26 protein-coding genes are annotated in these 21,201 nt (G+C 43.4%); 4 read left to right on the forward strand and 22 right to left on the reverse strand.

The annotated features are described in order from the left end of the window. Positions 1-4 precede the first annotated feature (4 nt). From rplF to rpsJ, 17 genes are all read right to left on the reverse strand, one after another. On the reverse strand, positions 5-538 hold the full coding sequence (gene rplF / locus NH399_RS11765; protein ID WP_253040431.1) for a 50S ribosomal protein L6: 534 nt from the start codon (positions 536-538) through the stop codon (positions 5-7). A 10-nt stretch (positions 539-548) separates the two neighbouring features. Further along, positions 549-947 carry a 30S ribosomal protein S8 gene (gene rpsH, locus NH399_RS11770; protein WP_253040432.1) on the reverse strand — a complete coding sequence of 133 codons (399 nt, stop codon included), beginning with the start codon at positions 945-947 and terminating at the stop codon, positions 549-551. A gap of 21 nt (positions 948-968) precedes the next feature. After that, entirely contained in the window at positions 969-1,274 is a 306-nt protein-coding gene (gene rpsN / locus NH399_RS11775; protein WP_253040433.1) for a 30S ribosomal protein S14, read from the reverse strand. A 12-nt stretch (positions 1,275-1,286) separates the two neighbouring features. Continuing rightward, a complete protein-coding gene (rplE, locus tag NH399_RS11780; RefSeq protein WP_253040434.1) occupies positions 1,287-1,826 on the reverse strand; it encodes a 50S ribosomal protein L5 in 540 nt (179 codons plus the stop codon). 21 nt (positions 1,827-1,847) lie between these two features. Then, the gene (gene rplX, locus NH399_RS11785) at positions 1,848-2,168 is read right to left on the reverse strand and encodes a 50S ribosomal protein L24 (RefSeq protein WP_253040435.1); all 321 of its coding nucleotides are present in this window, start codon (positions 2,166-2,168) and stop codon (positions 1,848-1,850) included. Positions 2,169-2,181: 13 nt separating this feature from the next. Continuing rightward, positions 2,182-2,550, reverse strand: coding sequence for a 50S ribosomal protein L14 (gene rplN, locus NH399_RS11790; protein WP_253040436.1), 369 nt, complete (start codon positions 2,548-2,550; stop codon positions 2,182-2,184). A gap of 111 nt (positions 2,551-2,661) precedes the next feature. After that, the gene (rpsQ, locus tag NH399_RS11795; protein WP_253040437.1) at positions 2,662-2,922 is read right to left on the reverse strand and encodes a 30S ribosomal protein S17; all 261 of its coding nucleotides are present in this window, start codon (positions 2,920-2,922) and stop codon (positions 2,662-2,664) included. Further along, positions 2,922-3,113 carry a 50S ribosomal protein L29 gene (gene rpmC / locus NH399_RS11800; RefSeq protein WP_253040438.1) on the reverse strand — a complete coding sequence of 64 codons (192 nt, stop codon included), beginning with the start codon at positions 3,111-3,113 and terminating at the stop codon, positions 2,922-2,924. Before rpmC ends, rpsQ begins: the two co-directional genes overlap by 1 nt. Further along, positions 3,113-3,526: a 50S ribosomal protein L16 gene (gene rplP, locus NH399_RS11805; protein ID WP_253040439.1), complete on the reverse strand. Its 414-nt coding sequence runs from the start codon at positions 3,524-3,526 to the stop codon at positions 3,113-3,115. Before rplP ends, rpmC begins: the two co-directional genes overlap by 1 nt. A 6-nt stretch (positions 3,527-3,532) precedes the next feature. Continuing rightward, positions 3,533-4,234: a 30S ribosomal protein S3 gene (rpsC, locus tag NH399_RS11810; RefSeq protein WP_253040440.1), complete on the reverse strand. Its 702-nt coding sequence runs from the start codon at positions 4,232-4,234 to the stop codon at positions 3,533-3,535. A gap of 9 nt (positions 4,235-4,243) precedes the next feature. Next, the gene (gene rplV, locus NH399_RS11815) at positions 4,244-4,576 is read right to left on the reverse strand and encodes a 50S ribosomal protein L22 (protein WP_253040441.1); all 333 of its coding nucleotides are present in this window, start codon (positions 4,574-4,576) and stop codon (positions 4,244-4,246) included. Between the two features lie 12 nt (positions 4,577-4,588). Continuing rightward, positions 4,589-4,867: a 30S ribosomal protein S19 gene (gene rpsS / locus NH399_RS11820; protein ID WP_253040442.1), complete on the reverse strand. Its 279-nt coding sequence runs from the start codon at positions 4,865-4,867 to the stop codon at positions 4,589-4,591. Positions 4,868-4,881: 14 nt separating this feature from the next. Further along, positions 4,882-5,709, reverse strand: coding sequence for a 50S ribosomal protein L2 (rplB, locus tag NH399_RS11825; RefSeq protein ID WP_253040443.1), 828 nt, complete (start codon positions 5,707-5,709; stop codon positions 4,882-4,884). An 18-nt stretch (positions 5,710-5,727) separates the two neighbouring features. Continuing rightward, positions 5,728-6,021: a 50S ribosomal protein L23 gene (rplW, locus tag NH399_RS11830; protein ID WP_253040444.1), complete on the reverse strand. Its 294-nt coding sequence runs from the start codon at positions 6,019-6,021 to the stop codon at positions 5,728-5,730. Next, positions 6,018-6,635 (reverse strand): 50S ribosomal protein L4, encoded by a 618-nt coding sequence (gene rplD, locus NH399_RS11835; protein WP_253040445.1) that lies wholly within the window; start codon positions 6,633-6,635, stop codon positions 6,018-6,020. Before rplD ends, rplW begins: the two co-directional genes overlap by 4 nt. Positions 6,636-6,655: 20 nt before the next feature. Then, positions 6,656-7,288 (reverse strand): 50S ribosomal protein L3, encoded by a 633-nt coding sequence (rplC, locus tag NH399_RS11840; protein WP_253040446.1) that lies wholly within the window; start codon positions 7,286-7,288, stop codon positions 6,656-6,658. 58 nt (positions 7,289-7,346) lie between these two features. Then, complete coding sequence (gene rpsJ / locus NH399_RS11845) at positions 7,347-7,658, reverse strand: 30S ribosomal protein S10 (RefSeq protein WP_253040447.1); 312 nt, start codon at positions 7,656-7,658, stop codon at positions 7,347-7,349. 641 nt (positions 7,659-8,299) lie between these two features. On the opposite strand from rpsJ, the gene fusA (NH399_RS11850) reads away from it, so the two are divergent. From fusA (NH399_RS11850) to NH399_RS11865, 4 genes are all read left to right on the forward strand, one after another. Beyond that, on the forward strand, positions 8,300-10,384 hold the full coding sequence (gene fusA, locus NH399_RS11850) for an elongation factor G (RefSeq protein ID WP_253040448.1): 2,085 nt from the start codon (positions 8,300-8,302) through the stop codon (positions 10,382-10,384). Between the two features lie 231 nt (positions 10,385-10,615). Beyond that, positions 10,616-11,119, forward strand: coding sequence for a hypothetical protein (locus NH399_RS11855; protein WP_253040449.1), 504 nt, complete (start codon positions 10,616-10,618; stop codon positions 11,117-11,119). A gap of 41 nt (positions 11,120-11,160) precedes the next feature. Then, entirely contained in the window at positions 11,161-11,526 is a 366-nt protein-coding gene (locus NH399_RS11860) for a hypothetical protein (RefSeq protein ID WP_253040450.1), read from the forward strand. A gap of 136 nt (positions 11,527-11,662) precedes the next feature. Beyond that, on the forward strand, positions 11,663-12,361 hold the full coding sequence (locus NH399_RS11865; protein ID WP_253040451.1) for a DNA alkylation repair protein: 699 nt from the start codon (positions 11,663-11,665) through the stop codon (positions 12,359-12,361). A 108-nt stretch (positions 12,362-12,469) separates the two neighbouring features. Here the strand turns inward: NH399_RS11865 and tuf are convergent, their stop codons facing one another. From tuf to rpoC, 5 genes are all read right to left on the reverse strand, one after another. Continuing rightward, complete coding sequence (gene tuf, locus NH399_RS11870; protein WP_253040452.1) at positions 12,470-13,654, reverse strand: elongation factor Tu; 1,185 nt, start codon at positions 13,652-13,654, stop codon at positions 12,470-12,472. A gap of 37 nt (positions 13,655-13,691) precedes the next feature. Next, the gene (gene fusA / locus NH399_RS11875) at positions 13,692-15,788 is read right to left on the reverse strand and encodes an elongation factor G (protein WP_253040453.1); all 2,097 of its coding nucleotides are present in this window, start codon (positions 15,786-15,788) and stop codon (positions 13,692-13,694) included. A gap of 36 nt (positions 15,789-15,824) precedes the next feature. After that, the gene (rpsG, locus tag NH399_RS11880; protein WP_253040454.1) at positions 15,825-16,295 is read right to left on the reverse strand and encodes a 30S ribosomal protein S7; all 471 of its coding nucleotides are present in this window, start codon (positions 16,293-16,295) and stop codon (positions 15,825-15,827) included. Positions 16,296-16,449: 154 nt separating this feature from the next. Beyond that, the gene (gene rpsL / locus NH399_RS11885) at positions 16,450-16,821 is read right to left on the reverse strand and encodes a 30S ribosomal protein S12 (RefSeq protein WP_253040455.1); all 372 of its coding nucleotides are present in this window, start codon (positions 16,819-16,821) and stop codon (positions 16,450-16,452) included. A 136-nt stretch (positions 16,822-16,957) separates the two neighbouring features. Beyond that, entirely contained in the window at positions 16,958-21,163 is a 4,206-nt protein-coding gene (gene rpoC / locus NH399_RS11890; protein ID WP_253040456.1) for a DNA-directed RNA polymerase subunit beta', read from the reverse strand. Positions 21,164-21,201 lie beyond the last annotated feature (38 nt).

Consider the following 21,201-nt stretch of genomic DNA (forward strand, 5'->3'; position numbering starts at 1 on the left):
TGCCCTACTTTTTCTTCGCTTCTTTACGACGAATTACTTCGTCACTGTAACGAACACCTTTACCTTTATAAGGCTCTGGCGGACGGTATGCGCGAATATTTGCGGCAACCTGACCAACTAATTGTTTGTCAGCACCTTTAACAACGACTTCTGTATTCGAAGGCGTTTCAATGGTGATACCTTCAGGCACTTCATATTCAACAGGGTGAGAAAAACCTAGCGAAAGATTAAGGGTTTTACCTTTAGCTTGAGCTCGGTAACCAACACCAACTAACTGAAGTTTTCTTTCGAAACCTTGGTGAACACCAACAACCATATTGTTAACTAGCGCGCGCATTGTGCCAGAAAATGCATTTGCATTATCAACACCTTCGCGAGCAGCAAAAGTTAAGACGTTGTCGTCTAAGTTAACTTCTACTGAGTCGTGCAATGTGCGCTCTAGAGTGCCTTTGCTACCTTTGATTGTTACGTTCTGTCCATCTATTTTAATTTCTACACCCGATGGAATTTCAATAGGGCTCTTTGCTACTCGTGACATGCTAGCCTCCTTAAGATACCGTGCAAATCACTTCACCACCTTGACCGGCAGCGCGTGCAGCTTTGTCAGTCATAACGCCTTTAGAAGTTGAGACAATTGCGATGCCTAAACCATCTAAAACACGTGGTAACTCATCTACTTTTTTGTAGATGCGAAGACCAGGACGACTAACACGTTTAATTTCGTCGATAACAGGACGACCATCGTAGTAGCGTAATTCAATCGCTAAAACGTTTTTGTTACCTGCTTCTTCAGAAACTTGAAATTCATTAATATAACCTTCTTCTTTTAAAACGTTACAGATAGACGTTTTAACTTTAGAGGAAGGCATAGAGATAGACTTCTTGCCAGCAGATTGACCGTTACGAATACGAGTCAACAAATCGGCAATCGGATCTTGCATGCTCATGATGATTCTCCCAACAAATCGTTACCAGCTTGCCTTAACAAGGCCAGGAACGTCACCGCGCATAGCGTGCTCGCGTAGTTTATTGCGGCACAGACCAAATTTACGCAGATACCCATGAGGACGACCAGTCACTCGACAACGGTTATGTTGACGAACAGGACTAGCGTTACGAGGCAACTGTTGAAGTTTAAGTTGCGCTTCCCATTTTTCATCCTCACTTGCGTTGGGATCTTGAATGATAGCTTTCAACTCTGTGCGCTTTTTCGCATATTTTGCGACAGTTCGAGCGCGCTTCTTTTCACGCTCAATCATGGAAACCTTAGCCATAATCCCCTCTCCTTAATTTTTGATTGGGAAGTTAAAGGCGTTTAATAACGCTCGAGCTTCGTCGTCTTTTTCCGCGCTAGTAGTGATTGTGATATCTAAACCACGAATCTTGTCTACTTTATCGTAATCGATTTCAGGAAAAACAATTTGCTCTTTTACGCCTAAGGAATAGTTTCCGCGACCGTCAAATGATTTGCCATTCAAACCACGGAAGTCACGAATACGAGGAATTGCAATTGAGATTAAACGCTCAAAAAATTCCCACATACGTTCGCCACGCAGAGTTACTTTACATCCAATGGGGTATCCTTCGCGGATTTTGAAGCCAGCTACAGATTTACGCGCACGAGTCGCTACTGGCTTTTGGCCTGAGATCGCAGCTAAGTCCGCCATTGCATGCTCGATAACTTTTTTGTCACCAACCGCTTCACCCAGACCCATGTTCAATGTGATCTTTGTAATGCGTGGGACTTGCATGACTGAATTATAATCAAACGATTCCATCAATTGTTTGACTACAGTCTCTTTATAAAAGTCGTGCAGTTTCGCCATCTTTACATTCACCAAAATAGATTAAATATCAATTTCATCGCCGGTAGATTTGAAAACGCGTACACGCTTTCCATCTTCCAAAGACTTGATACCTACTCGATCAGCTTTACCAGTTTGAGGGTTGAAAATAGCAACGTTAGAAATATCTAAAGCAGCTTCTTTTTCAATAATTCCACCTTCAACGCCGGCTTGAGGATTAGCTCGCTGATGCTTTTTCACCAGGTTTACACCTTCAACGATCACACGACCGTCTTCGATAAGCACTTTGCTAACTTTTCCGCGCTGACCTTTACTTTTTCCCGCGATTACTATGACTTCATCGCCAGTCTTGATTTTACGCATGTCTAAATTCTCCTTAGAGTACTTCAGGAGCTAGTGATACGATTTTCATGAACTTGTCGCCACGCAACTCACGTGTAACAGGTCCAAAGATACGCGTACCAATTGGCGCCAATTGAGCATTTAAGAGAACCGCAGCGTTACCATCAAAACGAATCACGGAACCATCTGGGCGACGAACACCTTTACGAGTGCGAACGACTACTGCGTTCAAAACGTCACCTTTTTTTACTTTACCGCGAGGAATCGCTTCTTTTACGCTCACCTTGATGACATCACCAATGCCAGCATAACGTCGGTGCGATCCTCCCAAGACCTTAATACACATGACTCGACGAGCACCGCTATTATCGGCAACGTCAAGCATTGTCTGCATCTGGATCATTGGTTATCTCCGCATTTTCCCGCAACTAATAGCCACCTACGTGACCAAAAGGACGCGGGAGTATACATTAAAAATTACAATAAGTCACAGCATTTCGCCGTGACCTAGAGACTAATTCGCTTTTTCGACAATCTCAACAAGTTGCCAGCACTTTGATTTTGACAATGGACGAGATTCGACCACAGTAACAAGATCACCAGTACGGCACTCATTGCTCTCATCGTGAGCGTGTACTTTTGTAGAACGTTTGATGAATTTGCCATATAAAGGATGCTTCACCTGACGCTCGACAAGTACTGTGATGGTTTTATCCATCTTGTCACTCACAACTTTACCTGTGAGCGTACGTTTTACAGTTGCTTGCTCGCTCATTAGGAACCTGCCTTCTCGCTGAGTAGGGTTTTAACGCGCGCAATATTGCGACGTACCTGTTTTAACTGGTGAGTTTGATTCAACTGACCAGTAGCGTGCTGCATACGTAAGTTAAACTGCTCTTTGCTAAGAGCAACCAACTCATCTTTCAGCTCATCAACGCTTTTTTCGCGTAGTTCTTGTGCATTCATTACATCACCGTCCGCGTTACAAAAGTTGTTTTGACTGGCAGTTTCGCAGCCGCCAACTCAAAAGCTTCGCGAGCCAGATCTTTATCAACGCCTTCTACTTCGTACAACATACGACCTGGCTGGATCTGAGCAACCCAATACTCAACACTACCTTTACCTTTACCCATACGAACTTCGAGAGGCTTTTTAGTAATAGGCTTGTCAGGGAAAACTCTGATATATACTTTACCAGCACGTTTCATGTGACGAGTCATTGCACGACGAGCGGCTTCAATTTGACGAGAAGTAAGACGACCACGACTAGTCGCTTGTAGTCCAAACTCGCCAAAGCTTACTTTATTACCAGTATTCGCTACACCACGGTTACGACCTTTGTGCATTTTGCGGAACTTGGTTCTTTTTGGCATCAACATAGTCTGTTACCCCTGCTTACGCTTACCGCGAGGGCCTTTTTTCTTAGGTGCTGGCTTTTCAGCTTCTTGCTGCTCTTCACCACCCAATACTTCGCCCTTAAAGATCCAGACCTTCACACCAATCACACCATAAGTAGTGTGAGCTTCTGATGTGGCGTAATCGATATTCGCACGAAGAGTATGCAAAGGAACACGTCCTTCTCGATACCATTCAGCTCGTGCGATTTCAGCACCGCCTAAACGACCTGAAACCTGGATTTTGATTCCTTTAGCGCCTTGACGCATAGCATTTTGAACAGCACGCTTCATAGCTCGACGGAACATAACGCGGCGCTCTAACTGCTGAGCAACACTATCGGCAACCAACTTACCATCTAACTCAGGCTTACGAACTTGTTCGATGTTTACCTGTGTAGATAATCCAGTCATATTTGAGATTTGCTTACGCAAACGCTCAATATCTTCACCTTTTTTACCAATAACGATACCAGGACGTGCGGTATGAATTGTAACTCTAAGAGCTTTAGCAGGACGCTCGATCTCGATACGAGAAACAGACGCAGATGCTAATTTCTTAGTTAACCAGTTACGAATTTTGATATCGCTTTCCAAGTTATCGGCATAATCTCCACGCTCGGCATACCAAGTAGCATTGTGAGCTTTAACAATGCCTAAACGGATACCGGTGGGATGTACTTTCTGACCCATTACCTTCTCCTACTTTTCCGAGACTTTAACGGTGATATGGCACGAACGCTTAAAAATACGATCGGCACGACCTTTAGCGCGTGGCTTGATACGCTTTAATGTAGGGCCTTCATCAACGAATACTGTAGATACAGCTAATTCATCAATATCAGCACCATCATTATGCTCGGCGTTTGCGATGGCTGACTCCAACACTTTCTTCATGATTCCAGCAGCTTTCTTAGGACTGAACTTAAGAACGTCCAAAGCTTTTTCTACTGGCAAACCACGAATTTGATCAGCTACTAAGCGAGCTTTTTGAGCGGAGATGCGTGCATGACGTAAAACTGCTTGAGTTTCCATTTATCCCCCTCGCTATCGCTTCTTAGCTTTCTTGTCAGCAGCGTGACCTTTGTAGGTACGAGTAGGTGCAAATTCACCTAACTTGTGACCTACCATGTCTTCAGTTACGAAAACAGGTACATGCTGACGACCGTTATGAACAGCAATCGTCAATCCAACCATTTCTGGAGAGATCATAGAACGACGCGACCAAGTCTTGATGGGCTTTTTGCTATTTGCTTCAAGAGCCGCCTCAACCTTCTTCATTAGATGAAGGTCGATAAATGGGCCTTTCTTCAATGAACGTGGCACAATTCTACCCTCTGTTATTTCTTGTTACGGCGACGAACAATTAATTTGTCAGTACGCTTGTTACTACGAGTCTTCTTGCCCTTAGTTGGCACACCCCATGGAGTTACAGGATGACGGCCACCTGAGGTGCGTCCCTCACCACCACCGTGCGGGTGGTCGACTGGGTTCATAGCAACGCCTCGAACAGTAGGACGAACTCCGCGCCAACGTGTAGCACCGGCTTTACCCAGTGAACGTAGCATATGTTCGGCGTTACCAACTTCACCTATAGTCGCACGACATTCAGCCAATACTTTACGCATTTCACCTGAACGTAAACGAAGCGTTACATAAGCTCCGTCGCGAGCAACGATCTGTACATAAGTACCTGCACTACGTGCGATCTGAGCGCCTTTACCAGGCTTCATTTCGACACAGTGAACAGTGGTACCAACAGGGATGTTGCGCATAGGTAAAGTGTTGCCTGCTTTGATTGGAGATGCTTCACCAGACTGAAGCTGATCACCAGCACGCAAACCTTTTGGCGCAATGATATATCGACGCTCACCATCCGCATAAAGGACAAGAGCGATATTTGCGCTACGATTCGGATCATATTCCAAACGCTCTACAGTCGCTGGAATACCATCTTTATTTCTTTTGAAATCGACAATACGGTAGTGTTGACGATGTCCACCACCAATGTGACGAACTGTGATACGACCGTTATTGTTGCGACCGCCACTTTTGCTCTTTTTAGAAAGAAGAGCAGCATGAGGCTTGCCTTTGTGTAAGTCAGGGTTGACGACTTTGACAACAAAGCGACGCCCTGGCGATGTTGGTTTAGCTTTTACAATAGCCATTTACAATTACCTCTTCGCTTACTCGCCGCCTACAATGTCAATGTCCTGACCTTCTTTCAGAGACACATAGGCTTTTTTCCAATCTTTACGACGACCGGTCATTGTTCCAACGCGCTTAGTTTTACCTTTTACATTCAAAGTGCGAACGTTATTAACTTCGACTTCAAACATCAGTTCAACAGCTCGTTTAATTTCTAATTTAGTCGCATCAGTAGCAACTTTAAAAACAAACTGACCATTTTCAGCAGCGATTGTCGCTTTTTCTGAAATATGAGGAGCCAGTAATACTTTGGCTAAACGTTCTTGGTTCATCCTAGCATCTCCTCAAATTTCTTAACGGCAGCTACTGTCATCAATACTTTGTCAAACGCAATCAGGCTGACAGGGTCAACAGCATGTGGGTCGCGAACGTCAACTTTATGCAAGTTGCGCGCTGCTAAGAATAAATTCTCTTCCACGCTGTCAGTAACGATAAGAGCTTCAGTTAAATCTAACTCTTTAAGTTTGCTAACTAGTTCTTTAGTCTTAGGTTGCTCAACTTTGAAATCATCAACGATGATCAAACGCTCTTGACGAACTAACTCAGACAAGATGCTCTGCATCGCACCGCGATACATTTTCTTGTTTACTTTCTGAGAGTGGTCTTGAGGTTGAGCAGCAAAGGTAACACCACCAGAACGCCAGATTGGGCTACGAATCGTACCAGCACGTGCACGACCTGTACCTTTTTGACGCCAAGGCTTTTTACCGCCTCCGCTAACAGCACTACGATTTTTCTGAGCACGAGTTCCAGAACGAGCAGCAGCCATATAGGCAACTACAACTTGGTGGACTAAAGGCTCATTAAATTCGCGGCCGAAAGCAGTTTCGGATACTTCTAACGCTGATTTTGCGCTATCACCGGGAACTGATAAATTAAGTTCCATTCGCATTCTCCTCTCGGGCCTTAAGCTTTAACCGCAGGACGTACGATCACGTCACCGCCAGTGGCGCCAGGAACAGCACCTTTAATCAATAACAGGTTGCGCTCAGCATCTACACGAACAACTTCCAAGTTCTGAGTAGTTACTCGCTCTGCACCCATGTGGCCAGCCATTTTCTTACCCTTAAATACTTTACCGGGAGATTGGTTTTGACCAATAGAACCAGGAGCACGGTGAGAAATAGAGTTACCGTGAGTGTTATCTTGTCCACGGAAATTCCAACGCTTAATTGCACCTGCGAAACCTTTACCTTTTGAGGTACCGGTTACATCAACAGTTTGGCCAGCTTCAAAGATATCAACTTTGATTTCGCCGCCAACTTCAAAACCATCTAAAGAATCCACGCGGAATTCCCACAGACCACGACCGGCTTCAACACCAGCCTTTTTAAAGTGACCTGTTTCAGGTTTGTTTACTCGAGAAGCTTTTTTAATACCTGCAGTAACCTGAACAGCACTGTAGCCATCAGTAGCTTCTGTTTTAACCTGAGTAATTCTGTTGCCATCGACTTCGATAACAGTAACAGGAATAGAATTCCCATCTTCAGTAAATACTCGGGTCATACCGCATTTGCGGCCTACGATTCCGATTGTCATTTTACGGCCCTCTAAATGACGCTGAGCCACTCAGCACCTTCGCCCAAATTCGTGATTGTTATGACAAGCTAATTTGCACATCAACACCAGCAGCTAGATCCAGCTTCATCAAGGCGTCAACAGTCTTGTCAGTAGGTTCAACAATATCAACCAATCTTTTATGAGTACGGATCTCATACTGGTCTCGTGCATCTTTATTCACGTGAGGTGAGATCAACACAGTAAAACGCTCTTTACGAGTAGGTAATGGGATAGGCCCACATACCTGAGCACCAGTACGTTTCGCAGTGTTCACGATTTCTGCAGTAGACTGGTCAATCAACTTATGGTCGAAAGCTTTAAGTCGAATTCGAATACGCTGCTTTGCCATCGCAAAGACACTCCAATTATCAAATTTAAAACGTCAAAAACCGCCCCCTCGAAGTATAAATCCGAGAACAGCAGCTTAACCAGTTCGAACTCCATATTAAGTTCGATTGTCCATTGAGAGGCTTTTCAAAGCCTTGATAGTCAAATTGACTAACCTCATCCATGCCCCTCTTGTTCGAGGGTGCGCTATTATATGTAAAGCCTAAGTATTAATCAACTCGATTTCAGTTAATTATTTAATTTAGCCTGTTTCTATCTATATAGCGCAAAGAAAAGTATAGAAATACGGGCGCCATTTTACTCAACTATTACCTTTTGACCACAAATATATCTCTTATTTAAATAGCAGCAAGATGACGTCATTCATTCCCTACCCATGAATCAATCCTTATAAAAAGGACAAACCCAAACCTAACCGCTTGATTTACATGGCAATTGAGTCCGACTAATAGTTATTATCAACATTTATCAACAATCCGTTGACACACTAAACTCGACACTCTGGATAAACTTCCTATAATTTGTTTGATTTTCATGCAACATGTAGATAACCCTTCTCCAATAACTAGTGTATAATGCGCCCCTTTGACGAAAAGCGTCCAGAATTCAAACTTTGGCTTAACACTTTTTAAGAGTAAGAAAATGGTAGATTTAACGAAATACAGAAACATTGGTATTTTCGCTCACGTAGATGCGGGTAAAACCACCACCACAGAGCGAATTTTGAAACTCACCGGAAAAATTCATAAAACAGGTGAGGTACATGACGGTGCTGCAACTACCGACTTCATGGATCAGGAAGCAGAACGTGGTATCACTATCCAGTCAGCTGCAACAACCTGTTTCTGGGATGATCACCGTTTAAACATTATCGACACACCCGGACACGTTGACTTCACGGTTGAAGTATATCGTTCTCTAAAAGTTCTTGACGGTGGTGTTGGTGTATTCTGTGGTTCTGGTGGTGTTGAGCCTCAATCAGAAACAAACTGGCGTTACGCGAACGAATCAGAAGTAGCTCGTTTGATATTCGTAAACAAGCTAGACCGTTTAGGTGCGGACTTCTACCGAGTCGTAGAGCAGGTCAAAAACGTATTAGGTGCAAACCCACTCGTTATGACATTGCCTATCGGTACTGAAGACGATTTCGTAGGTGTTGTTGATGTATTAAATCAAAAAGCTTACGTTTGGGACGACTCAGGTCTGCCAGAAAATTACGAAGTTACCGACATCCCAGCTGAGTTAGCTGATAAAGCAGCTGAATACCGCGAAATGTTGATCGAAACTGCGGTAGAGCAAGATGATGACTTGATGGAAAAATACCTGGAAGGTGAAGAGCCTTCTTTGGAAGAGATCAAGCGTTGTATCCGTAAAGGTACTAACGAACTCGCATTCTTCCCTACTTTCTGTGGTTCTGCTTTCAAAAACAAAGGTATCCAGTTAGTACTTGATGCTGTTGTTGATTACTTACCAGCCCCAACAGAAGTTAAGCCTCAGCCTTTAACTGACGAAGAAGGTAATGAGACAGGTGAAGTTGCAACAGTAAGCGCTGAAGAGCCACTACGTGCATTAGCGTTTAAAATCATGGACGACCGTTTTGGCGCCCTAACCTTTATCCGTATTTACTCAGGTAAAATGACTAAAGGTATGACAGTACTGAACAGTGCAACAGGTAAAACTGAGCGTATCGGCCGTATGGTAGAAATGCACGCTGATGAGCGTACCGAGTTAGACTCAGCTCAAGCAGGTGACATTTTAGCTGTAATCGGCATGAAGAATGTTCAGACTGGTCACACTCTTTGTGATACCAACAATCCTTGCACACTAGAGCCAATGGTATTCCCAGAGCCAGTAATCTCTATCGCTGTTGCTCCTAAAGACAAAGGCGCTTCAGAGAAGTTAGGCGTTGCTCTTGGTAAAATGATTGCAGAAGATCCTTCATTCCAGGTAGAAACTGACCAAGATTCTGGTGAGACTATCCTTAAAGGAATGGGTGAGCTACACCTAGATATCAAAGTAGATATCTTGAAACGTACTCACGGTGTTGAGCTAACTGTAGGTAAACCTCAGGTTGCTTACCGTGAAACAATCACTCAGCGCATCGAAGACAGCTATACTCACAAGAAGCAGTCTGGTGGTTCTGGTCAGTTTGGTAAAATCGACTACATCATTGAGCCAAGCGAGCAAGGCGAAGGTTTCGTATTCGAATCAACAGTTGTTGGTGGTAACGTACCTAAAGAATTCTGGCCTGCTATCGAAAAAGGCTTTAAAGGCATGATGGGCGAAGGTGTTCTAGCAGGATACCCAGTTCTTGATGTTAAAGTTACTTTATTTGATGGTGCTTTCCACGCGGTTGACTCGTCAGCTGTTGCTTTCGAAATCGCTGCAAAAGGCGCATACCGTCAGTCAGTACCAAAAGCAGGCGCTCAGTTACTAGAGCCAATCATGAAAGTAGACGTATTTACTCCAGAAGATCACGTTGGTGATGTTATTGGTGACTTGAACCGTCGTCGCGGTATGATTGGTGGTCAGGAAGCTGGTCCTACTGGCGTACGTATTAAAGGTGACGTTCCACTAAGCGAAATGTTTGGCTACATTGGTCACTTACGTACTATGACTTCAGGTCGTGGTCAGTTCTCTATGGAGTTCTCTCACTACGCACCATGTCCTCAGAACGTAGCTGAGCAAGTTATTGCAGAAGCTAAAGAGCGTAACGAAAAGAAATAATTTCTTAAGTTACTCTTCTTAAAAAAACCCCGACAAGCACAGCTTCTCGGGGTTTTTTAATGCTAAAAGCTAACGTGTACTTTGACAGAAACACCGCTCATTACTCTTAAGACTACTCGCCTAATAGTCAATTGCTCACATAATTTATTGGCAAACCACTATAGTTTATCTCAACTGCTATAACTTATAGTATTTAGTATCAATGATTGCAAGAGTGCCACGGAGGGCAATATGTTGCGTTGGATAAGCGTTTTACTGATTGTTTCTTTAGCCATTAACACCATTACGTTAATCATATTGTTGCAACATAAGCACAATGATATAAAGCCAACGGTTGAAGATATAATCCCCCGCCCTACACAAACAGATTTTGCAGAAGCTAATACTTCAGAACAAAGCCAACATATCATTCACATTTCAAACGGGTTACAAAAACTTAGTTTTCAGATTCAGAAATTAGAAGCACTCATATCACGCCAAGAAATTTCTGAAGCCTCGATACAGGACCATCCTATCTCGAATCAATTACAGCAAACATTTGAAGAAGCCAATCAACTTGGACATGAAAGAATCGATGTCATCTTGTCACAAGGAAATTTGGATCACGAAAGTATCCATGAGCTTCGTCGAGTTATGTCAAAGATGTCACCAAAGGAACACCATCAAGCATTGCAAAAATTAGTTATAGCTATTAATAACGGCGAACTGATTTTGCAACCAGGAGTAACTCTATAACATTTAGAAGCTCACTATTGATAAATACACGGAGGACTATCATGAAATTAAAAACATTTGCTTTAATCGCCACTTTGATCAGCAGCTCAGTTTTTGCAGGATTCACCAATCACTACCAAATTAACGTATCCAGCACGACGGCTTATGGCTCAATGATAGGAGCGAGAAACAGCTCAGACAGCACTCAGTATATTGTTTGCTCCTATGTCGGCTTTTCTTCAAATCCTTATGGAATTTGTAGTGCTCGTAATTCTGCAGGCACCTCAAAATCTTGCACAACAACTCAGGCTCATCACGTTGAGCAGATCCGCGGCCTTAGCAATGAATCATACCTGTACTTCCAGTGGGATAGTAACGGAAAATGCACTTACATTTATTCATCTACTGGTTCTATGTATCACGAGTAAAATCATTTGCCCGGTGATTACACCGGGCCTCTATTTATAAGAATAGATACAGACCTAAAATTAACTCGCTTTTCTTCCTATAACATCTAAACTCAGACCAATCCTCTAGCCCATAAACGTCTTTAGAGATCTAACAATGAATACAGCCCAAGTATTAAAACTACTCAAAGAGAATAAGAATGACCGTGGTATTGAGAACTGGAAAAAAATGGATGAAGCCGCTGAGCTGAATTCCTTTGGTATAGGACTGACACAACTGCGAAAACTCGCCAAACAAATAGGTAAAGACCATGAACTTGCTCTGAAGCTGTGGGACTCAGAGTATTATGATGCCAAAGTCATTAGTTTACTGATAGATGAGCCTAAACTAATAACGAAAGAACAAGTGGAACAACAGGTAGAAAACTTAAACAGCGGTTTGCTTTCTCATGTATTTAGTTCTTGTGATGCTCCTTTGGCCAAAACTTCTTTTGCATTTGAGCTTGCTCAAAGCTGGATAAAAAGTAAGTCAGTGGCTAGAAGACGGTGTGGATATGGGCTAGTGTACGAGTTGAGTAAAAATAAACGTAATAAGTCACTAACAGATGAATTCTTTCTGATGTGTATTAAAAGCATTGATGAAAATATTGATAAAGAAAACAATTATGTTCGTATGAGTATGGCTGGAGCACTCATTGGCATAGGAAAGAGAAATAAACCACTCAACTTGGCTTCGGTAAAACTAGCGAAACGTATTAGCCCTGTAAAATATCATGATGGTGATCGCAAATGCGATCCAATTGATATTCTAAAACACATCACTAGCGATTACATAAAAGAGAAGTTTGGTGTATAGGAAACAATATAGAGCTCTCTTCTAGTTAAAGTCTTAAAAATGAAAGACAGGTAGAAACAAAAAAGGCCGCAATCAGCGGCCTTTTTAAGTTACTGTAAATCGTCGAAATTATTCGAAGATTTTAGCAACAACACCAGCGCCAACAGTACGGCCACCTTCACGAATCGCGAAGCGTAAACCTTCGTCCATCGCAATCGGAGCAATCAACTCTACTGACATTTTGATGTTGTCACCAGGCATTACCATTTCAACGCCTTCTGGTAACTCGATAGAACCTGTCACGTCAGTTGTACGGAAGTAGAACTGAGGACGGTATCCTTTAAAGAATGGAGTGTGACGTCCACCTTCGTCTTTGCTCAGAATGTATACTTCTGATTCGAACTTAGTGTGAGGAGTGATAGTACCTGTGTGAGATAATACCTGACCACGCTCTACGTCTTCACGCTTAGTACCACGTAATAGTACACCTACGTTGTCACCTGCACGACCTTCGTCCAACAACTTACGGAACATTTCTACACCTGTTACCGTAGTTTTCGTAGTCTCTTTGATACCTACGATTTCAATCTCTTCACCTACTTTAACGATACCGCGCTCTACACGACCTGTTACAACAGTACCACGGCCTGAGATTGAGAATACGTCTTCGATTGGTAACAAGAATGGCTGGTCTACAGCACGCTCTGGCTCTGGGATGTAAGTGTCAAGTGCGCCCGCTAACTCTACGATACGCTCTTGGTACTCTGCATCACCTTCTAACGCTTTCAACGCTGAACCACGGATGATTGGCGTGTCGTCACCTGGGAAATCGTAAGTGTCTAACAACTCACGCACTTCCATTTCAACCAACTCTAACAACTCTTCGTCGTCTACCATGTCGCATTTGTTCAAGAATACAACAATCTTTGGTACACCTACCTGACGTGATAACAAGATGTGCTCACGAGTCTGTGGCATGGGGCCATCTGCTGCTGAACATACTAAGATCGCGCCGTCCATCTGAGCAGCACCTGTGATCATGTTCTTTACATAGTCAGCGTGACCAGGGCAGTCAACGTGAGCATAGTGACGGATGTCTGACTCATACTCTACGTGAGAAGTTGCGATTGTGATACCACGCTCTTTCTCTTCTGGTGCGTTATCGATCTCGTCAAACGCTTTCTGCTCTCCACCAAACTTCGCTGACAATACTGTACACATTGCCGCTGTCAAAGTTGTTTTACCGTGGTCAACGTGGCCGATAGTTCCTACGTTGACGTGGGGTTTCGTACGTTCAAATTTTTCCTTAGACATGAGATTTAACCTCTCTCTAATTAATTGATAATGATAATTAAACTTTATTTATAATAGCATCGGCTACATTTTGTGGAGCTTCAGCGTATTTTTCGAATTCCATCGAGTAGCTCGCACGGCCTTGAGTAGCACTTCTCAAGTCTGTGGCATAGCCAAACATCTCTGATAATGGGACGTTTGCTCGAATAATCTTTACACCGCCAATACCATCTTCCATTCCTTGAACCAGACCTCTACGGCGATTCAAGTCACCCATTACATCCCCCATATAATCTTCGGGAGTAACAACTTCAACTTTCATCATTGGTTCAAGTAAGGCAGGACTGGCTTTTAGTGCCCCAGCACGAAAACCCATAGAGCCAGCAATTTTAAATGCCATCTCATTAGAGTCAACATCATGGTATGAGCCATCATACAAAGTGACTTTGACATCCAAGACAGGATATCCACCTAAGACTCCGCTTTGCATTTGCTCTTGAATACCTTTATCAACAGCAGGAATATACTCACGAGGAACAGTGCCACCAACGATTTCGTTAACGAACTCGTAGCCAAACCCTTCTTCCTGTGGCTCTATTCGTAACCAGACATGCCCATATTGGCCACGACCACCTGATTGACGAACAAATTTACCTTCTTGCTCAACGGACTCTTTTAGGCACTCTCTATAAGCTACCTGAGGCTTACCGATATTGGCTTCAACATTAAACTCTCGTTTCATACGATCAACGAGAATATCTAAATGTAATTCACCCATACCGGAAATGATTGTTTGCCCTGACTCTTCATCAGACTCTACGCGGAAAGAAGGATCTTCTTGCGCCAGTTTAGACAAAGCAATCGACATTTTTTCCTGATCAGCAACTGTTTTTGGCTCAACAGCTACCGAGATCACAGGCTCGGGAAACTCCATACGCTCCAGAATAATTTTATGCTCTGGCGCACACAAAGTATCTCCGGTAGTAACATCTTTCAGACCTATGCCAGCAGCGATATCACCAGCTAATACTTCCTTAATCTCTTCTCGACTATTGGAGTGCATTTGAACAATTCGCCCAATACGCTCCTTTTTCTCTTTTACAGAGTTATAAACCTGATCACCAGAGCTTAAAACACCAGAGTAAACACGGAAGAAAGTCAAAGAACCAACAAAGGGATCAGTAGCAATTTTAAAAGCTAGTGCAGAAAAGGGCTCATCATCAGAGGCTGGTCGTTCAGCTTCGGTTTCACCATCTTCTAGTACACCCTTAATCGGGGGAATATCGACAGGGGCAGGCATGTATTCAATAACGGAATCCAATACTGCTTGGACACCTTTATTCTTAAAAGCGGAACCGCATGTTGCCAAAACAAGCTCATTATTTAGTGTTTGAGTACGCAAACCACATTTGATGTCATCTTCTGAAAGTTCACCTTCTTCCAGATACTTATCCATCAACTCTTCTGAGGCTTCAGCGGCAGCTTCAATCATTTCACTGCGCCAATGCTCACACTCATCCACCATGTTTTCTGGAATATCACGGTACTCAAAAGTCATTCCGCGATCATTTTCGTTCCAGTAAATGGCTTTCATTTTGATAAGGTCTACGACCCCTTCAAACTCGTCTTCTGCACCAATAGGCAATTGGACGGGAATTGGACGGGCGCCTAAACGAACCTTAATTTGATCAACAACACGTAAAAAATCAGCACCAGCACGGTCCATCTTATTAACAAATACCATGCGAGGCACTTCGTACTTGTTAGCTTGACGCCATACTGTTTCTGATTGTGGCTCCACACCAGAAGTCGCACAAAAAACAACAACAGCTCCATCAAGCACACGTAAAGAGCGTTCTACTTCGATAGTAAAATCTACGTGTCCAGGAGTGTCGATGATATTGATACGGTGTTCTGGGAATTGCTGTTGCATTCCACTCCAGAAAGTCGTGGTTGCAGCAGAAGTAATTGTGATGCCTCGCTCCTGCTCTTGCTCCATCCAGTCCATGGTGGCCGCGCCATCATGGACTTCACCGATCTTATGAGAAAGACCGGTGTAGAAAAGAACACGCTCGGTAGTCGTTGTTTTTCCGGCATCAACGTGCGCACAAATACCAATATTTCGGTAACGCTCAATCGGAGTCTTGCGTGCCACGAATAATATCCTCGGTTAATCCGTAAAAAACTTCGCTTACCAACGATAGTGAGCAAAGGCTTTATTTGCTTCAGCCATACGGTGAACGTCTTCACGTTTCTTAACAGCTGAACCACGGTTTTCCATTGCATCAAGCAATTCGTGAGCTAAACGCTCTTTCATTGATTTCTCGCCACGTTTACGTGAGGCTTCTACCAACCATCTCATAGCTAAAGCAGTTTGACGAGCTGGACGAACTTCAACAGGCACTTGGTAAGTAGAACCACCTACACGGCGAGATTTAACTTCAACTAGAGGGCGGATTTTATCCAAACCTTCTTCAAACGTAGGCATTGCGTCTGAATTTTTCTTTTCTGCGATAATGTCTAACGCGCCATAAACGATTCTTTCGGCAACAGATTTTTTACCGTCAACCATTACAACGTTTATGAATTTTGCTAATAATTGCGATCCAAATTTCGGATCTGGCAGGATCTCGCGCGCAGCGACGACACGTCTTCTTGGCATCTTTAATGCTCCTTCAGGCTACTCCGGGACTCTAAAACTACTTTGCCCGGCCTTACTCGCATTCAAATGAGAGATATTTGAATGGAATCAATTAGTTGTAAGCTTATAACATGAGAGTTAAATCTCAGGTTAACAGCTCGAGGTTACATAACACTTACTTAGGACGTTTAGCACCGTACTTAGAACGGCCCTGTTTACGATCCTTAACACCAGCAAGGTCTAATGTACCGCGTACACAGTGATAACGAACACCAGGTAAGTCTTTTACACGACCACCACGGATCATTACAACGCTGTGCTCTTGCAAGTTGTGACCTTCACCACCAATGTATGAAGTTACCTCGAAACCGTTGGTTAAACGGACACGAGCAACTTTACGTAATGCAGAATTTGGCTTTTTTGGAGTAGTCGTGTAAACACGAGTACACACACCGCGCTTTTGCGGGCAAGCCTCTAATGCGGGTACGTTGCTTTTCTTAACAACCTTTTTACGAGGTTTACGTACCAGCTGATTAATTGTTGCCATTAATTAAACTCCAGCTCCTAACTTTTACAAAATAAGGCAGATCTCAAGCGAAAGCTGCCTTCGAGGGCGGGCATTTTATAGAGCCTGCCAGTTACTGTCAAGGAAGAAGGTCATTTTATGACCTTCTATTACCTTTCTAGTGGTTGCTCTCATTCAACGCTTCAGTTAATGCTTTCTCCGCATCAGATGCAGAAACATTAACTTGCGAATCATCAAGCATGTCGTTGTTGGCTACTGTGCGGCGACGGTGGTGATAAGACAGCCCCGTTCCAGCAGGTATTAAGCGACCAACAATAACGTTTTCTTTCAAGCCACGTAAATCATCCGCTTTGCCGTTTACGGCAGCTTCAGTTAATACGCGTGTTGTTTCCTGGAAGGATGCAGCCGAAATGAAGGATTCTGTAGCAAGAGATGCTTTAGTAATCCCCATCAGGTTGCGGTCCACAGTAACAAGTTCTTTACCCTCAGCTTGCAATTGATCATTTACTTCAAGCACGCGAACGTATTCAACCTGTTCGCCCTGTAACAAGCGACTGTCACCAGGATTAACGATAGTACATTTACGCAACATTTGACGAATGATAACTTCGATGTGCTTATCGTTGATTTTTACACCCTGCAAACGGTATACATCCTGAACTTCGTTAACGATGTAATTCGCAACAGCGTGAATACCTTTCAGGCGCAGAATGTCATGAGGATTATCTGCACCATCTGATACAACCTCACCTATTTCTACTTTCTCCCCTTCAAACACGTTCAAATGACGCCATTTAGGGATTAGTTCTTCATAGGTATCGCCTTCATTTGGTGTAATAACCAGACGACGCTTACCTTTAGTTTCTTTACCAAAGCTGACCGTACCAGAGATCTCAGCAAGAATTGCAGACTCTTTAGGTTTACGAGCTTCAAATAGGTCTGCAACTCGTGGCAGACCACCCGTAATATCCTTAGTTTTTGAACTCTCTTGAGGGATACGAGCTAAAGCATCACCCACGCCAACTTCGGCACCATCATCGAGGTTAATCAATGCATTGGACGGAAGCATGTACTGTGCAGGAATGTTTGTACCAGGAATGTTGAGCTGATTGTCATTCTCATCAAATAGAACAACCATTGGTTTCAACTCAGTACCTTTACCACGCTGCTTAGCATCGGTAACCACAGTAGAAGACAAACCAGTGATTTCGTCGGTTTGACGCTCCATGTTCACACCTTCAATCAAATCACGGAACTTAATCTTACCCGCGATCTCAGTGATAATTGGGTGTGTGTGAGGATCCCAGGTTGCAACGATGTCACCACCAGAAACTTGCTCACCTTCTTGTTTTTCTAATACAGCACCGTAAGGCACTTTATAACGCTCACGCTCACGGCCAAACTCATCAATCAGAGTCAACTCAGCAGAACGAGATACGATAACAGGCTTATTATCATTTCGGATAACGGTTTTTGCAGTGTGCAATTTCAAGGTACCGTCATTTTTAACCTGTACGTTGTTATCAGCACTTTGTCTCGATGCCGCACCACCAATGTGGAACGTACGCATTGTTAACTGTGTACCCGGCTCACCGATAGACTGTGCTGCGATAACACCGATAGATTCACCATCGTTAATCAAGTGTCCTCGAGCCAAATCACGACCATAACACTTAGCACATACACCATAACGAGTTTCACAGGTAATTACAGAACGAACCAGAACCTGGTCAACACTGTGTTCTTCTAATCTTTCAACCCAAGCTTCATCTAACAATGTGCCAGCTTCACACAAGACATTATCGCTGCCTGGATAGTAAATATGATCAGCCGTCACACGACCTAATACTCGCTCTCTTAGTGGCTCAACAACATCACCACCTTCGATAAGAGGACTCATGCTCACACCGTCTTCAGTGCCACAGTCTTTCTCGGTAATAACCAAGTCTTGTGCAACATCAACCAGACGACGAGTCAAGTAACCTGAGTTTGCTGTTTTCAATGCGGTATCGGCCAAACCTTTACGAGCACCGTGAGTCGAAATAAAGTACTCAAGTACGTTCAAACCTTCACGGAAGTTCGCTTTGATTGGACTTTCGATGATAGAGCCATCCGGCTTTGCCATCAGACCACGCATACCAGCAAGCTGACGAATCTGAGCGGCACTACCTCGAGCGCCAGAGTCAGCCATCATAAAGATAGAATTGAAAGATTGTTGATCAACCATTTCACCTTCAGCATTTTCAATCTTGTCAAATGCCAAGTTATCCATCATCGCTTTTGCTACCTGCTCATTGGTATGAGACCAGATATCAACAACTTTATTGTAGCGCTCACCTTGAGTAACAAGACCCGATGCATATTGGTCTTCAATTTCTCTTACTTCGGCTTCCGCTTTACCAATGATTTCTGCTTTAACTTCTGGAATTTCCATGTCGTTAATACCAACAGAAGTTCCAGAGCGAGTTGCATACTTATAACCGGTATACATCAACTGATCGGCAAAGATAACACTGGTTTTTAAACCTAACTGACGATAACAAGCATTCACTAATCGAGAAATGCGCTTTTTGGTCATTGGCTCATTAATCAATGCAAAAGGAAGACCTTCTGGCACAATTTCCCACAACAATGCACGGCCAACAGTTGTGTCGGCGATGATTGTTGAAGTCTCTCTCTCACCTTCTTCAGTGATGATAGTTTGCTGCAATCTAACTTTAATTTTTGCGTGCAAATCAACACGGTCACTGTTGTAAGCGCGATACACTTCAGATGTATCTGCGAAGACCATGCCTTCTCCGCTTACATTAACTTTCTCGCGAGTTAAGAAATACAAGCCAAGTACAACATCCTGCGTTGGAACGATAATAGGTTCACCGTTTGCAGGAGACAGAATGTTGTTAGTAGACATCATCAAAGCACGAGCTTCTAGCTGTGCTTCTAATGTTAGAGGTACGTGAACCGCCATTTGGTCACCGTCGAAGTCAGCGTTGTAAGCAACACAGACCAGAGGGTGTAATTGAATCGCTTTACCTTCGATCAATACAGGCTCGAATGCCTGAATACCTAAACGGTGAAGTGTTGGTGCACGGTTAAGCATAACAGGATGCTCTCGAATCACTTCGTCAAGAATATCCCATACAACCGCTTCTTCGCGCTCAACCATTTTCTTTGCAGCTTTGATGGTTGTTGCCATGCCGCGCAGTTCCAACTTACCAAAGATAAACGGTTTGAATAATTCCAAAGCCATTTTCTTAGGCAAACCACACTGATGCAGTTTTAATGTTGGACCAACAACGATTACAGAACGACCAGAGTAGTCTACACGCTTACCTAATAGATTCTGACGGAAACGACCTTGCTTACCTTTGATCATATCGGCCAAAGATTTTAGAGGACGTTTGTTGGAGCCAGTAATTGCTCGACCACGTCGACCGTTATCTAGTAACGCATCAACAGCTTCCTGAAGCATACGCTTTTCGTTGCGTACAATAATGTCAGGAGCATTAAGATCTAATAGTCGCTTCAAACGGTTATTACGATTGATCACACGACGATATAGATCATTCAAATCAGATGTAGCAAAACGTCCACCTTCTAGTGGAACCAAAGGTCTTAAATCTGGTGGCAAGACAGGCAATACCGTCATGATCATCCACTCAGGATTGTTACCAGACTCTAAGAACGCTTCTAAAAGCTTCAAACGCTTGCCTAATTTCTTAAGCTTGGTTTCAGAATTTGTGTTAGGGATCTCTTCACGCAAAGCAGCTGCGTCGGTCTCTAGATTAATAGCTGACAGTAACTCTTTTACTGCTTCAGCACCCATCTTGGCTTCAAACTCATCGCCATATTCTTCAAGAGCGTCTAGATAAGCATCTTCAGTCAGTAGCTGACCTTTTTCCAATGCAGTCATGCCTGGCTCAATAACAACGAAGGCTTCAAAATAAAGAATGCGCTCAATGTCGCGAAGGGTCATATCTAATAAAAGACCAATTCTTGATGGTAACGACTTTAAGAACCAAATGTGAGCAACAGGACACGCTAACTCAATGTGGCCCATACGTTCACGACGAACTTTCGCTAACGTAACTTCAACACCACATTTTTCACAGATAACACCACGATGCTTCATGCGCTTGTATTTGCCACATAAACATTCGTAATCTTTCACAGGGCCAAAAATTTTGGCACAGAACAAACCATCACGCTCTGGCTTAAACGTTCGATAGTTTATTGTTTCTGGTTTTTTTACTTCACCGAAAGACCAAGAACGAATCATTTCTGGTGATGCTAAACCAATCCGAATTCGGTCAAATTCTTGGGTTTGGTTTTGCTGCTTGATGAAATTTAGTAAATCTTTCAAGACTTCTCTCCTTCAAGGAGTTGTTTAAATCAGAGAAT

The sequence above is a fragment of the Pleionea sp. CnH1-48 genome (assembly GCF_024124665.1).
In the GTDB taxonomy this organism is placed as follows: domain Bacteria; phylum Pseudomonadota; class Gammaproteobacteria; order Enterobacterales; family Kangiellaceae; genus JAMXSB01.